At 36.2% G+C, this 14,264-nt stretch carries 13 protein-coding genes and 1 pseudogene; 12 read left to right on the top strand and 2 right to left on the bottom strand.

Translation table 11 applies throughout. The features are described from left to right. The first annotated feature begins 259 nt into the window (after window positions 1-259). The 11 genes and pseudogenes from aroE to ACTQZM_RS02225 all read left to right on the top strand — a co-directional run bounded on the left by aroE (window position 260) and on the right by ACTQZM_RS02225 (window position 11,502). Complete coding sequence (gene aroE / locus ACTQZM_RS02275) at window positions 260-1,126, top strand: shikimate dehydrogenase (RefSeq protein ID WP_441652770.1); 867 nt, start codon at window positions 260-262, stop codon at window positions 1,124-1,126. Between the two features lie 29 nt (window positions 1,127-1,155). Beyond that, entirely contained in the window at window positions 1,156-2,181 is a 1,026-nt protein-coding gene (aroF, locus tag ACTQZM_RS02270) for a 3-deoxy-7-phosphoheptulonate synthase (protein WP_016252229.1), read from the top strand. 11 nt (window positions 2,182-2,192) lie between these two features. Next, window positions 2,193-3,260, top strand: a complete 1,068-nt coding sequence (aroB, locus tag ACTQZM_RS02265; protein WP_441652769.1) for a 3-dehydroquinate synthase — start codon at window positions 2,193-2,195, stop codon at window positions 3,258-3,260. A 3-nt stretch (window positions 3,261-3,263) separates the two neighbouring features. Beyond that, the gene (gene aroC, locus ACTQZM_RS02260; protein WP_441652768.1) at window positions 3,264-4,430 is read left to right on the top strand and encodes a chorismate synthase; all 1,167 of its coding nucleotides are present in this window, start codon (window positions 3,264-3,266) and stop codon (window positions 4,428-4,430) included. Next, a complete protein-coding gene (locus tag ACTQZM_RS02255; protein WP_441652767.1) occupies window positions 4,408-5,514 on the top strand; it encodes a prephenate dehydrogenase in 1,107 nt (368 codons plus the stop codon). Before aroC ends, ACTQZM_RS02255 begins: the two co-directional genes overlap by 23 nt. Before the next feature lie 19 nt (window positions 5,515-5,533). Continuing rightward, window positions 5,534-6,805 (top strand): 3-phosphoshikimate 1-carboxyvinyltransferase, encoded by a 1,272-nt coding sequence (gene aroA, locus ACTQZM_RS02250; RefSeq protein ID WP_441652766.1) that lies wholly within the window; start codon window positions 5,534-5,536, stop codon window positions 6,803-6,805. A gap of 13 nt (window positions 6,806-6,818) precedes the next feature. Next, window positions 6,819-7,301 (top strand): annotated as a pseudogene (locus ACTQZM_RS02245) (shikimate kinase); the annotation flags it as partial. A gap of 21 nt (window positions 7,302-7,322) precedes the next feature. After that, window positions 7,323-8,147 (top strand): prephenate dehydratase, encoded by an 825-nt coding sequence (pheA, locus tag ACTQZM_RS02240; RefSeq protein ID WP_441652813.1) that lies wholly within the window; start codon window positions 7,323-7,325, stop codon window positions 8,145-8,147. Window positions 8,148-8,251: 104 nt separating this feature from the next. Beyond that, window positions 8,252-9,388, top strand: coding sequence for an LCP family protein (locus tag ACTQZM_RS02235; protein WP_441652765.1), 1,137 nt, complete (start codon window positions 8,252-8,254; stop codon window positions 9,386-9,388). Window positions 9,389-9,471: 83 nt separating this feature from the next. Continuing rightward, window positions 9,472-10,320, top strand: a complete 849-nt coding sequence (locus tag ACTQZM_RS02230) for a DegV family protein (protein ID WP_287851895.1) — start codon at window positions 9,472-9,474, stop codon at window positions 10,318-10,320. 150 nt (window positions 10,321-10,470) lie between these two features. Next, complete coding sequence (locus tag ACTQZM_RS02225) at window positions 10,471-11,502, top strand: S66 family peptidase (protein ID WP_441652812.1); 1,032 nt, start codon at window positions 10,471-10,473, stop codon at window positions 11,500-11,502. Between the two features lie 124 nt (window positions 11,503-11,626). Here ACTQZM_RS02225 and ACTQZM_RS02220 read toward each other — a convergent pair whose 3' ends face one another. Beyond that, window positions 11,627-11,950 (bottom strand): nitrous oxide-stimulated promoter family protein, encoded by a 324-nt coding sequence (locus tag ACTQZM_RS02220; RefSeq protein WP_441652764.1) that lies wholly within the window; start codon window positions 11,948-11,950, stop codon window positions 11,627-11,629. Between the two features lie 13 nt (window positions 11,951-11,963). Then, window positions 11,964-12,902: a DMT family transporter gene (locus ACTQZM_RS02215; protein WP_441652763.1), complete on the bottom strand. Its 939-nt coding sequence runs from the start codon at window positions 12,900-12,902 to the stop codon at window positions 11,964-11,966. A gap of 150 nt (window positions 12,903-13,052) precedes the next feature. On the opposite strand from ACTQZM_RS02215, the gene ACTQZM_RS02210 reads away from it, so the two are divergent. Next, window positions 13,053-14,078: a threonine aldolase family protein gene (locus tag ACTQZM_RS02210; RefSeq protein ID WP_441652762.1), complete on the top strand. Its 1,026-nt coding sequence runs from the start codon at window positions 13,053-13,055 to the stop codon at window positions 14,076-14,078. Window positions 14,079-14,264: the final 186 nt, after the last annotated feature.

Below are 14,264 nucleotides of genomic sequence, written 5' to 3'. Positions count from 1 at the left end.
CGAATCGATATGAAAAAGAATAATCCGCAAAAACTGAATAATTTTTACTTTAGCTATTTTAGATAGGTTTGTATTCATATTCATTATGGGTACAAACGAAAAGTATGTTTGTATCTATGATGGCTAAAGCATTTAATCTTGCATACACTAGCCACGTAGAGATCGCAACAATCTACAGTGGCTTTTTTCTTTTAACGTACACTTTGATTGTTGTAGACATTTAAAGTGTACGTTTTTTATTTTTTGAAGGAGGGAAAACATGAAAAGTATTGAAGAAATCAGTGGACAAACAAGATTGGTTGGTTTTTATGCTAATCCTGCTCGTCACAGTTTATCTCCTAAAATGCATAATTTAAGCTTTTCAAAATTAGGAATTGATGCGGTCTATCTAGCGTTTGAAGTAACAAAAGAAGCTTTACCCACACAAATTCAAGCTATTCGTAATATGCAAATGTTAGGGGTAAATTTATCTATGCCCCATAAGGTTGCTGCACTAGATTACGTGGACGAACTTTCGCCAGCAGCCAAAATCATCGGAGCAATTAATACTATTGTGAATCATGAGGGAAAATTAATCGGTCATAATACAGATGGTATCGGATTTATGGCTAGTCTTGCCGAAAATCAAATTGATATCATTGGACAAACGATGACCATCATTGGTGCAGGCGGAGCAGCTACGGCGATGATTACCCAAGCGGCCTTAGATGGTGTAAAACAAATCTATGTACTTAATCGTCCAAGTAGTCATTTTAAAACTTATCAAGAAAAAATGCAGGCAATTATGCAAGCAACGAATTGTCCAATTGAGCTCATTTCACTTGAAGATCAAGCACTTGTTTATCAAGCAGTGAACAAGAGTCAATTATTGGTCAATGCAACAAGTGTTGGGATGTACCCGAATGTTGATGAGCTACCAATTGATAAAGAAGTTTTAAGATCAGATTTACCTGTGTATGATGCCATTTATCATCCACGAGAAACCAAATTGTTAAAAGTGGCTGCAGCAAAAGGCGCGTTGACGATCAATGGACTTGGCATGTTGTTACATCAGGGCGCAGCTGCATTTAAATTATGGACAAACCAAGAGATGCCAGTAGATTATGTGAAGGAACATTTATTTTAAAAAGGAAAAATAGAAAGGATGTTGGTCAAATGATTATTATTATGAAACCAAGAGCAACAAAAGAACAATTAAACAAAGTGATTCAAAGAGTGGAAGCGGAAGGATTAACCTATCAATTAAACCAAGGAAGTGAACAAGTTGTTTTAGGTTTGATTGGTGATACACGTTCTATTCAAGATGTGGCCTTTTTAAGTTATGAAGGTGTTGAAAAAACCATGCGCATTTCGAACACTTATAAATTAACTTCACGTGAATTCCACCCACAAGATACGGTGGTTGATGTGGATGGTGTGAAAATAGGCGATGGTTCTTTTGTTACTATGGCAGGCCCATGTTCGATTGAAGGTTTAGAGCAAATTCGTGAAACAGCAAGAATGGCTAAAGCGGGTGGAGCGAAAATCTTACGTGGTGGTGCTTTTAAACCAAGAACGTCTCCTTATGCTTTCCAAGGGTTAGGCGAAGAAGGTTTGAAATATATTCGTCAAGCAGCGGATGAGTTTGATATGAAAGTCATTACTGAAGTGATGGATGAAGCCCATATAGATATGGTTGCTCATTACAGTGATATTATTCAAATCGGTGCTCGTAATATGCAAAACTTTAAATTATTATCTGCGGTTGGGAAAACAGGTAAACCTATTGGCCTAAAACGTGGCATTTCTGGTACAATAGATGAGTGGTTAAATGCAGCAGAGTATATTGCAGTTGAAGAAAAAAGTCCGGTTATCTTTATTGAACGTGGTATTCGAACTTATGAAACAGCTACAAGAAATACGTTCGACTTGAGTGCTGTACCATTAATCAAAAAATTAAGTCATTTTCCAATCATTGTTGATCCAAGTCATGGTACCGGTGTGTGGGATTTAGTCACTCCGATGGCAAGAGCTGGGGTTGCTGCTGGTGCTGATGGGATGATTGTTGAAATTCATCCAGATCCACAAAATGCCTGGTCAGATGGCATGCAATCATTAAATGAAAAGACCTATTTGCAAATGATGAAAGAAGTCAATATTTTAGTGGATGCAATGAAGAAAATTAAACAAATTGAAGCTTAAGGGGCGATTTTATGTTAGCAGTCAATTTACCAAATCATAGTTATCAAATTATAGTTAAAAAAGGTGCGTTAGATAACTGTGGTCAATGGGTGAAATCTTTATGGAAAGAGCAAAAAATTGCCATTATTACGGATAGCAATGTAGAAAAATTATATGCAGACAAAGTCAAGCAAGAATTAAATGGCGTTGGCTTTGAAGCAGAAGTATTGGTGGTTCCGGCTGGAGAAAAATCTAAGTCTTTACAATGTGCTAGTGATTTATATGATCAATTAGCCGATTTAGGCTTTACTAGAAGTGATGGAATTATTGCCTTAGGTGGTGGCGTAGTAGGCGATTTAGCTGGTTTTGTGGCTTCAACCTTTATGCGTGGCCTTCATTTCTTGCAAATTCCAACCACACTTTTAGCTCAAGTTGATTCCAGTATTGGTGGAAAAACAGCCGTCAATACCCAAAAGGCAAAAAATTTAGTGGGAACCTTTGCCCAACCTGATGGCGTCTTAATTGATCCTTTTGTATTGAAAACCTTAGATGACCGCCGGATTCGTGAAGGAATTGCTGAAATTGTCAAATCTGCGGCGATTGCGGATAAAGTGCTTTGGGAATTTTTAGGGATGCTTTCTGATGAACATGATTTATTAAACCATGCCGAAAAAGTCATTACGGCAGCATTAAACGTGAAGAAAAAAGTCGTTGAAGAAGATGTTTTTGATCATGGAAGTCGCTTAACTTTGAATTTTGGTCATACCATTGGACATGCCATTGAAAATACAGCAGGTTATGGTGTGGTCAGTCACGGTGAAGGAGTAGCAATCGGGATGATGATGATCAATTCGCATGCTGAAGCGCTTGGACTTTCACCTGAGAATTCTACTCAAGCGTTAAAAGCCATGCTAGAAAGATTCCATTTACCAACGAGCTATCCTGACTTAGATGCACAAGCAATTTATACGGCAATTACGCATGATAAAAAAGCGCGTGGCAATCAATTGAAGATTATTACCTTAAAAGAAATTGGCCAAGCACAAATCACGCCAATTCCAATAGAGAATATTAAAGAATACATTAAAGGAGAGAATTAATTTATGCGCTACTTTACAGCTGGAGAATCACACGGACCAGAGTTGACAGCAATTATTGAAGGATTACCTGCGGGCATGCCTTTAACAGTAGAAGATATCAATATAGAATTAGCAAGACGACAAACCGGTTATGGTCGTGGTGGCAGAATGTTAATTGAAAAAGATCAAGTTCGCATTACTTCTGGTGTTAGACATGGTAAGACTTTGGGTTCGCCGGTAACTTTAGTCGTTGAAAATAAAGACTGGAAAAACTGGACAACGGTCATGAGTGTCAGTGAAGTTGAAGAAAAGGAACGTCATTTGCGTCGGGTGGCTAAACCTCGTCCTGGACATGCGGATTTAGTAGGTGGTATGAAGTATCATCATCATGATTTGCGTAATGTATTGGAACGTTCCTCCGCGCGTGAAACAACGATGCGCGTGGCAATTGGTGCGGTATGTAAGAAATTATTGTCTTTACTAGATATTACTGTTGCTGGCCATGTTGTAAAACTAGGTGGCATTAGCGTCAATCCAGAAAATTATCCAAGCGTGGCTGAAATCAAAGCCATCTCAGAAAAGTCAGAATTACGCGTCATTGATCCAAGTGTGGAACAAGCGATGAAAAACTTAATCGACCAAACCAAGAAAAATGGCGATACGATTGGCGGAATTGTGGAAGTACAATTGGCTAATGTCCCTGCTGGATTAGGTAGCTATGTACAATGGGATAAAAAACTAGATGCAAAAATTGCCCAAGCAGTAGTCAGCATCAATGCCTTTAAAGCGGTCGAATTTGGGATCGGTTTTGAGATGGCAAACTTACCAGGCTCTCAAGTCATGGATGAAATTCAATGGGACCAAGAAAATGGCTATACCCGTAAAACCAATCGTTTAGGTGGTTTTGAAGGCGGTATGACAAATGGAGAAACATTGATTGTACGTGGTGTGATGAAACCAATTCCTACTTTGTATAAACCATTACTGAGTGTGGATATTGATACCAAAGAACCATACAAAGCAAGTATCGAACGCTCAGATTCAACGGCAGTCCCAGCGGCTAGTGTGGTTTGTGAAAATGTCGTGGCAACTGTGGTAGCTAGTGAAATATTAGAAAAATTCGCCAGTGATTCCTTTGAAGAATTAGTAGAAGAGGTTAGTCGTTATCGTGAATACCTTAAAGCATACTAAGCAAATTCTAGTGATAGGTCTAGGTTTAATCGGAGGATCTTTAGCCAAATGCATTCGACTTGCTCATCCGGATTATCACATTATTGGTTTTGATGCTAATCTTACTTCTGGGAAAACAGCGGTCAAACGAGGAGTTATTGATGAATTTACCCAAAACTTACAGGAAGCTGCGCAAACTTCAGATATTATCTTGTTAGCAGTGCCTGTTAAGATTTCCTTGGATTATCTAAAACAATTAAATCAATATTCCTTAAAAGACTCAGTTTTAGTTACAGATGCAGGTAGTACCAAGTGTGAAATTAGTGAATTTGCGCAGACCTTAAATTTTGATTTTATCGGTGGACATCCTATGGCAGGCTCACATAAATCAGGGATTCAAGCAAGCGATGTGAATCTTTTTGAAAATGCTTATTATATTTTCACCCCATTTGATAAACAAAATCCGCGTGTAGCTGAATTAACAGATTTATTTAGTGGGACAAGAGCCAAACAAATTATTTTAACACCGCAAGAGCACGATGAGATTACGGCGATGCTTAGCCATTTACCGCATATTATTGCCGCAGCTTTGGTGAATCAAGCGGATCAATTTAATCAACTTCATCCGCATGCCAAAAGATTAGCTGCTGGCGGATTTAGAGATATCACACGGATTGCTTCTTCAGATCCTAAAATGTGGACAGATATTTTATTGAGTAATCAAACGTCTTTAATTCATTTGATTGATCAATGGCAAGAAAAAATGGCTGAAGTAAAGTCTTGGTTAACATCTGATAATCAAACACAAATTTATCAGTTTTTTGAAAATGCGAAAGATACCAGAGATCGCTTGCCGGTTCATAGTAATGGTGCGATTCCGGCTTTCCATGATTTATTCATTGATGTGCCAGATAAACCAGGGGTCATTGCTGAAGTAACCACTTTATTAGGGCAAGCCAATTTATCGATTATTAATATCAAGATTTTAGAAACACGTGAAGATATTATCGGGGTTTTACAAGTTTCCTTTAAGAATCAGGCCGATCTTTTAGCGGGTAAAGCCTGTATCGAAGCCAATACCCCTTATCATTGTAGAGTAAAGTAAAGATAGAAAGAAGGATATTATGGAGTTACTACGTGCAAAACAGTTAAATGGTCAAATCGAAGTTCCAGCTGATAAATCTATTTCCCATCGCAGTATTATGTTTGGGGCGATTGCAAAAGGCACGACAACTGTTAAGAATTTTCTGCGTGGGGAAGATTGTTTAAGTACTTTAAATGGCTTTAAAGAATTAGGGGTTCCGATTGAAGATGATGGACAAACAATCACTATTCAAGGAGTGGGATTTGAAGGATTAAAACCAGCTTTGGGTCCAATTGATTTAGGTAATTCTGGTACAAGTATCCGTTTGATGATGGGGATATTAGCGGGAACAAGTTTTCAAACAACTCTTTTTGGTGATGAATATTTAAATCGTCGTCCCATGCAACGGGTGATGGCACCGCTCAATCAAATGGGTGCTCATCTAGTTGGCTTTGAAAATACGCAATATCCGCCAATTAGTATTCAAGGCGCAAAATTATCACCCATCACGTATGAAATGCCCGTCGCAAGTGCTCAAGTAAAATCAGCTATTATTTTTGCAGCCTTGCAAGCTCAAGGAACTTCCACCATTATTGAAAAAGAACCTTCTAGAAATCATACAGAACAAATGATTAAACAGTTTGGCGGCGAGATTGAAGTATCAGGAAAAACGATTCGTGTTACAGGTCCACAACAACTTACTGGTCAAGAAGTGATTGTGCCAGGTGATATTTCATCAGCAGCTTTCTTTATCGTGGCAGCCGCAATTTTGAAAAACAGTCAAGTAGTCTTAAAAAATGTGGGGATTAATCCAACGCGTACTGGTATTTTAGATGTGTTAGAAGCAATGGGCGGTACATTTGAACTCAGTGAAATCGATGAAGCGAATGAATCTGCGACGATTACTGTTACTTCGTCTACGCTTAAGGCAACCACTATCCAAGGGGCGGACATCCCACGTTTAATTGATGAGTTACCAATCATTGCTTTATTAGCTACACAAGCTGAAGGTACAACTATTATTAAAGATGCCCAAGAATTAAAAGTAAAAGAAACCAATCGTATTGATGCAACTTGTGAAGAGCTACAAAAACTAGGTGCGAATATTGAACCAACTGATGATGGCATGATTATTCATGGTCCAGTTCAACTACATGGTGGAAAGGTAAGTTCGCGAGGAGATCATCGCATTGGTATGATGTTACAGATTGCTGCACTTTTAACAGAGAATATAGTCGAATTAGACAAGGCTGAAGCCGTAGCCGTTTCTTATCCACATTTCTTTGAAGATTTAGCTAGTTTAATAAATTAAAAGAGGGTTAAATGTGAAAACAACAATAGTATTAGTAGGATATATGGGTGCTGGTAAGAGTACTGTTGCAAAATTATTAGCTGAAAAATTAGCTATGCCGATTGTAGATTTGGATAAAAAAATTGAAGAAAGTGCGCAGATGTCTATTCCTACTATTTTTGCCGAACAAGGAGAAGCTGCCTTTCGAAAATTAGAATCACAAGTTTTACAAGAGTCTTTACAACAAACAGGAATTATCGCGACAGGTGGAGGCGTTGTACTCTCTAAAACCAATCGTGATCTTTTAAAGGATGCTTGGGTGGTGTTTTTAGATTGTCAAGATGATGTTCTTGTTCAACGTATTTTCAATGATGGGCAAAACATTCGCCCCGTGGTCCAAAATAAAACGGCTGAGCAAATCGAAGAAATTTATCAAGATCGCAAACCTTTTTATGATGAGGTCGCGTCACTGACTATTGATACTTCAAGCTTAACTGTAGATGAAGTGGTGCAACAAATTATTCAAGCACAGCAAACGATTGGCTATTTAGGACCGGTCAATTCCTTTTCTTTTCAAGCGTTAAAACAAGTCATTGATCATCAAAAAGTGGTAGAATTTGCTTCTATTCCACTATGTATAGATGCTTTATTAAAGGAAAAACTTGATTTTGCCTTGGTTCCAATTGAAAATTCGCTTGAAGGTTCTGTCCATGCGAGTGTGGATCGTTTGTATGATCAAAAAGAGTGTTACGTGCAAGCTGAAATTGTCTTACCCATCCACCAACAACTGATTGGTTATGATGCAAAACAAATCAAGAAAATCTTATCGCATCCACAAGCTTTAGCCCAATGTCAAAAGTATATTGAAGAGCATTTTCCTTGCGCTTTCTTAGAACCCGTTCAGTCAACTACAGCTGCGGTGCTTGAAATTGCGCAAAGAAAAGATAAAAGTTTAGCTGCAATTGCCGGTAAGCAAGCAGCCAAATTTTATCAAGTGCCAATTTTAGCCTCTAATATTCAAGATAATGACTTTAATCAGACACGATTTTGGATTTTAGGAAAGAAGCATTTTTATACTTCACGGTTAACAACCAGTGAGCAAAAATTAACATTGTATATCACCTTACCTAAAGACAGTCCGGGGGCTTTACATAAAGTATTAGCTGCATTTGCTTGGCGTGATTTAAACTTAGTAAAGATTGAGTCCCGACCACAAAAAACCAAATTAGGAGAGTACTTCTTTATTGTTGATTTACAAGTTAATCGTCCACATATCTTATATCAAAATGCGATAGAAGAGTTAGAAGCATTAGGCTGTGTGGTACAGAATTTAGGAATGTATCCAGTTTTACATCACAGCTAATTTGGATGTGAAAATTTTAAAAAATATTAAATCCTCCCCATTTCAGATTCGTTTATAGGTAAACTATGCTACAATGGATTTGACTTAGGTGGAGGTTATTTTTTATGAATCGAATGGAAAAAAATAAAAAATTGCGCGATGAATTACGTCAATCTGAACAGCATGCGAATCGCTTTGCTCGTAAAACAAGAAATCGGCACGAAGAACAAGCGCATCATTTTGAAGAGGATACTCATCGAAATGTTGAAAATAGCTATGAAAATCAACAACAAACCAATCAAAAACAGGCGCAACATCATGAACATAGCCAAAATATACATCCTAGTAAGAAGCTACGAAAAAAACATCATCCGTTCAGAAAGTTATTTGTTCTCTTACTTTTGATCGTTTTGGGCGCAGGGGCTTATAGTGTATATGGTTATCAAAAAGGGTACAATGAAGCCAAAAAAGAAGATCATACCCAATCAGCACAATCTTTTCATGGCGTTACTTCTAGTGATGGTTCCGAGAATATTTTATTGATTGGCAATGATAGCCGTGATGGTGAAAATTCGCGTTCAGATAGCATCATGGTCTTGCACATGGGAAATTCGCTCAATAGTAAACCTAAAATTATTTCCTTTATGCGTGATACTTATGTGACAATTCCTGGCGTAGGGGATAATAAGATTAATGCTTCTTATGCCTATGGTGGGGCAGAATTATTACGTGAAACTTTAAAACAAAACTTTAATATTGACTGTAAGTATTATTTTTTAGTTGATTTTAAAACGTTCGAGAAGGTCATTGATGCACTATTCCCAGATGGCGTACAAATTGATGCCGAAAAAGATATGAGTGCCTATATTGATGTGCCAATCAAAAAAGGACCACAAAAAATGAATGGCATTACGCTATTACAATATGCACGGTTTAGAATGGATGAAGAAGGCGATTTTGGCCGAGTACGACGTCAGCAACAAGTGATGAATGAGGTCTTTAAACAAGTAAAAAGTTTTTCAGCAATTTCTAAAATGCCTTATGCAGCAGGAAAAGTGATGGGTTATTCACCCAATGATATTCCAATGAGCTTTATTTTAAAACATGGTTTGATTGCGGCTAAAAATGCAAATGGGATTCAACGTTTGAGTATTCCCGTGGAAAATTCATGGCAATATGGTGAAAGCTATGAAGCTGGCAGTTATTTAGAAGTGGATAAAAAAATGAATCAAGATGCCATTGAAAACTTTTTGAAAAATTAACTGAATTTCATTTTATTTACAACTTATTTATGCTATAGTTAATATAATATGACTAATACATTGAAATGAGGATTTATTATTCTATGAAATTAGCAATTGTTACGGATAGTACGGCTTTTATACCAACAGCTATTAGTAATCATCCAGATCTATATATATTACCAATCCCTGTTATTTTAGATGGCAAGATATATAATGAAGGCATTGATATCCATGCAGATGAATATTATGATTTGCTTAAGGCCTCTAAAGAATTCCCAACTACTTCTCAACCAGCTTTAGGTGAAGTGGTTAGTTTATATGAGAAATTAGCAAAAGAAGGTTACACTGATATTATTAGTATCCATTTATCAGGTGGGATTTCTGGTTTTGTCAATACCTTATTTGCTTTACAAGGAACGATTGAGGGAATCAATATCCATCCATTTGATTCAAAAATTACTAGCATGCCAATGGGTAATATGGTTCAAAAAGCGCTTGAAATGAAAGATGCGGGCAAATCTATTGAAGAAATTTTGGATTATTTAGATTATATTCGCTCAAATACCCGCGCCTTTTTAATTGTCGATGATTTGAACAATTTAGTACGTGGTGGCCGTTTAACAAATGGGGCTGCGATTATTGGCGGTTTATTGAAGATTAAGCCGATTTTAACTTTTGAAGATGGTAAAATTGTCTTGCATGAAAAGATTCGTTCAAGTAAGAAAGCATTTGCTAAGGCAGAGGAACTTGTATTTGAAAGTGCGCAACAATGTCCGGGCAAGGTAAAATATTATGTGATTCATGCCAATAATTTGGAAGTTGCTGAAGAGGAAAAGGCGAAGTTAGAAGCACAATTTCCTGATATTCAAGTAGAAATTGGTTACTTCGGTCCTGTAATTGGTACCCATTTAGGCGAAAAAGCAATCGGGTTAGCTTTTAGTGCAGAATAAAATTTTAGAATATATCTGTTGAAAAGAGAGAGTGTTTACTCAGGCTTTCTCTTTTTTAATACAATAATTTTGTTAATTTTCTTTGAACTTAGAATCTATAAAGTAAGTAAATTGAATTGATGATTTTGAACAAATAAGGGGGTTCTTACGATACATATCGGAATAGTAAGTTTATCTAGTGGTTTAGTTGGAGAAAGCTTTGTAAAACATCAAGTAGCAATTGGTAAAAAAAGATTAAATTCGTTAGGTGTTACTTTTGAATTTTTACCTAATGCGCAAAAAGGTATTTCATTTATCAAAGAACATCCCAAGTGTAGAGCGGACGATTTGACGAGGGCGTTTAAAGATGAGTCAATTGATATGATTTTATGTGCAATTGGTGGCGAAGATACATACAGATTGTTACCATATTTGTTTGATAATAATAAATTAGAAAATGTTGTAAAACAAAAAATATTTTTAGGTTTCTCCGATACAACGGTTAATCATTTTATGCTTAACAAAATCGGTATCAACACATTTTATGGACAAGCATTTTTGCCTGATATTTGTGAGCTCTCAGATGAAATGTTACCTTATACTAAAAAATACCTTGAAGAATTACTCTCAACAGGAAAAATTGCACAAATACGACCTAGTGAGGTATGGTACGAGGAAAGAATCGATTTTAGCGAAAAGGCTATCGGAACAAAATTAAAAAAGCATCGTAATATTGGATTCGAACGATTGCGTGGTAAATCGGTGTTTAAAGGTAAAATCTTAGGTGGCTGTTTAGAATCAATTTATGAAATGATAGATACTTCGAGTGATTCTGAGATAGTAAAACTTTGTAATAAATACCATATATTTCCAAAACTAGCAGACTGGCATAATAAAATTTTGTTGTTAGAAACAAGCGAAGAAAAGCCGAAACCTGAATTATTCAAAAAAATGATTAGCACTTTAAAAGAATTTGGAATATTTGATGTCGTTTCAGGTGTACTCGTTGGAAAACCACAAAATGAAACCTATTATGAGGAATATAAAACAATATTGTTAGAAGAAATTACCATGCCAAATCTACCTATTGTATATAACTTAAATATTGGTCATGCTATGCCAAGGTGTATTATCCCATTTGGAGTGAATGCGGTCGTGAATACAGATGAACAACTAATCCGTTTTGATTATTCAAGCATGTAATATGACCAGCAATGTAGGTTGCATTTACAAAAATAGATAAGAGGGACTAATATATAAATTTTGGAATAAATACAAGTAAAACAGCTATCTAATTCCTTATACTTGGTGTAGATAGCTGTTTTTATTATCTTTTTACCTTTATTGTCCATTGTCGATAGTAATGTTTGATAGAAAAAATTGGGTGACGGTATAACATTCGTGGGCCAGCATAGCGCATAATGACTTTCATTTGTTGACGGTACTTTTTCTGATAACAGTGAACCGGGCATTTTTTACACGTTGTTTTATTTTCTCCAAAACGACAATAGGCAAGTCGGTCTAAAGCATAATTGAGCATTTCGTCTTTACCAATTTCATCGTGTGAATGTTTTTGATAGTAAAGTTGAATCATTATTGAAATTAATTCACTCTCTTCAGTAATTACAGGTCCGGTATTTCTTTGTTTCACGATTTTCACCTCTCTAATAAAGTTCAATTCCCAATACACCAATAAATAGGAAGATAATGCCAATCACTTGGATAAATTTGATTGGTTTTTTAATAGCACCTAGTAATCCAAATTGATCGATGACTAAGCTAGAAATAATTTGGCCCACTAATGAAAGAGTGACCACCGCTCCAGTGCCAATTAATGGTGCTAAATACGCATTACAAAAGACATAGCTTGCTCCGAAAAAGCCGGCAAGATAAACATATTTTGGTGCCTGTTTAAGGATGCTTAATTGTAATTTTCGATAAGATTTTTCAGATAATACAACAACTAAAACTAAAAATGTACCAATCGAAAATGAAATAAAAGCTGCGTGGATAGATGAGTGCAGTTGTTTACCTAAAAAGCCATTAATAGCAACTTGTGTGGACATTAACATACCAGCTATAATACCTGTTAGTTGCCAGAGAAATTTGGAAGGCGCAGGTTCTTTCGTCTCTTTCATCAATTGACGTTTTTGTTGCAGGTAACTTGGTAAAAATACAATTAAAAGTACGCCCACAATAAGTGAAATTAGTCCTAAAAAGCGAATGAATGATAATGGACGTAGTAAGGTATGAAATAAGCCAAAATGATCAATAAGAATTGACATCAATAATTGGCCTAAAATAGGTAATATGACTGTCTGAACACTACCTAAAATCGGGAAAAGTAGAATATTCGCTGTTAGTCCAAGCATTCCGAGTAAACCACCAAGATAGGCCCACCAAGGAGTTCTGGCAAAAACATCTGAGGTAATCAATAAAGGCACCCCTTGAAAAATTGCAATCAAAGCTAAAAAAAGCGTACCGATAGCAAATGAAAATAATGAAGCTAAAAAAGGCGATTGTACGATACCTCTCATTTTTGAATTAAAAGCTGTTTGTATGGGTAAAAGGCTACCAACAAAGAGTCCAAGTAATAGATACATGTAACCACCTCCAAAAAAATCTATGTTTATTTTACCACATTCGTATTTTTATTCACAATACTAGAATTTAGTTTACATAATACCTATATTGCAGAAATTGTGTTTAGAAAATAGATTTGATACAATAGCTAAAAAAGGAGGAATGTTTGAATGCTTTCATTTGAATCAGATTATACTGAAGGAGCGCACCCTAAAATTTTAGAAAAGTTTATCCAAACCAACTTCGAACAATTACCAGGTTATGGCTCCGATGACTACACAAAACAAGCAAAGAAAAAAATTAAAGCGGCTTGTCAATTACCAGATGCAGATGTTCATTTCTTGGTAGGGGGTACTCAAACGAATCAAATTATTATTGATACGATGTTAGCTCCGTATGAAGGTGTCATTGCTTGCCAAACAGGTCATATTGCCTCACATGAAGCTGGAGCCATTGAATTTACCGGTCATAAAGTTTTAACACTACCTGAAAATTTAGGGAAAATGTCCGCACAAGATCTGAGTCAATTATTACAGGTATTTTACTCAGATGAAAATCATGAACATATGGTATTTCCAGGAATGGTCTATCTTTCTTTCCCAACTGAATATGGTACGCTATATACTAAAGATGAATTACTTGCAATCAAAGCTATCTGTCAAAACTATCAAATTCCACTATATATTGATGGCGCAAGATTAGGTTATGGACTTAAAGCTGCTGATTGTGATTTGACACTCCCTGAATTAGCACAACTTGCGGATGTATTTTATATTGGTGGGACAAAAGTAGGTGCCTTATGTGGAGAAGCGGTGGTATTTACTAAAGGTAATACGCCTAAACATTTTATTACGCAAATCAAGCAACACGGTGCTCTTTTAGCGAAGGGAAGGGTGTTAGGAATTCAATTTGATACCTTATTTACCGATAATCTTTATTTTGAAATGAGTCAAAATGCGATTGAGCGTGCGGATGAAATTAGAAAATTACTTAAGGAAAGAAAATACCCATTCTTCATTGAAACAACGACTAATCAAATTTTTGTCATCGTTGAAAATCAAAAATTAAGTCAACTTCAAGAACAGGTAAGCGTCGGTTTTTGGGAAAATTATGATGAAAGTCATACGGTGATTCGTTTTGCAACAAGTTGGGCAACGACAAAAGAGCAAGTACAACAATTAGAGGAAATCTTATAGTTTTGGATGAGGCTGACCCAAAAGTATTTTAGCAAGATAATTAAAAAAAGAAATCCTTATGATGAAATAAATAATGTAAGCGTCCAATAACAAGGTGTATCGCATCTATCTAGTCCTCCAGTTATACTGTATTCAAACAGAAGATTGGAGGTTTTTTATGATGAAACAACCCATTGTCCATCTAGA

The organism is Enterococcus cecorum (genome assembly GCF_052119425.1).
In the GTDB taxonomy this organism is placed as follows: Bacteria; Bacillota; Bacilli; order Lactobacillales; family Enterococcaceae; genus Enterococcus_E; species Enterococcus_E cecorum_C.
This window is presented reverse-complemented; position numbering and strand designations above follow the sequence as displayed.

Coding starts and splice junctions, on each gene's coding strand:
- aroB (WP_441652769.1), top strand. CDS start 2,193: ATGTTAGCAGTCAATTTACCAAATCATAGTTATCAAATTATAGTTAAA.
- aroF (WP_016252229.1), top strand. CDS start 1,156: ATGATTATTATTATGAAACCAAGAGCAACAAAAGAACAATTAAACAAA.
- ACTQZM_RS02230 (WP_287851895.1), top strand. CDS start 9,472: ATGAAATTAGCAATTGTTACGGATAGTACGGCTTTTATACCAACAGCT.
- aroE (WP_441652770.1), top strand. CDS start 260: ATGAAAAGTATTGAAGAAATCAGTGGACAAACAAGATTGGTTGGTTTT.
- ACTQZM_RS02235 (WP_441652765.1), top strand. CDS start 8,252: ATGAATCGAATGGAAAAAAATAAAAAATTGCGCGATGAATTACGTCAA.
- aroC (WP_441652768.1), top strand. CDS start 3,264: ATGCGCTACTTTACAGCTGGAGAATCACACGGACCAGAGTTGACAGCA.
- ACTQZM_RS02210 (WP_441652762.1), top strand. CDS start 13,053: ATGCTTTCATTTGAATCAGATTATACTGAAGGAGCGCACCCTAAAATT.
- ACTQZM_RS02215 (WP_441652763.1), bottom strand. CDS start 12,902: ATGTATCTATTACTTGGACTCTTTGTTGGTAGCCTTTTACCCATACAA.
- aroA (WP_441652766.1), top strand. CDS start 5,534: ATGGAGTTACTACGTGCAAAACAGTTAAATGGTCAAATCGAAGTTCCA.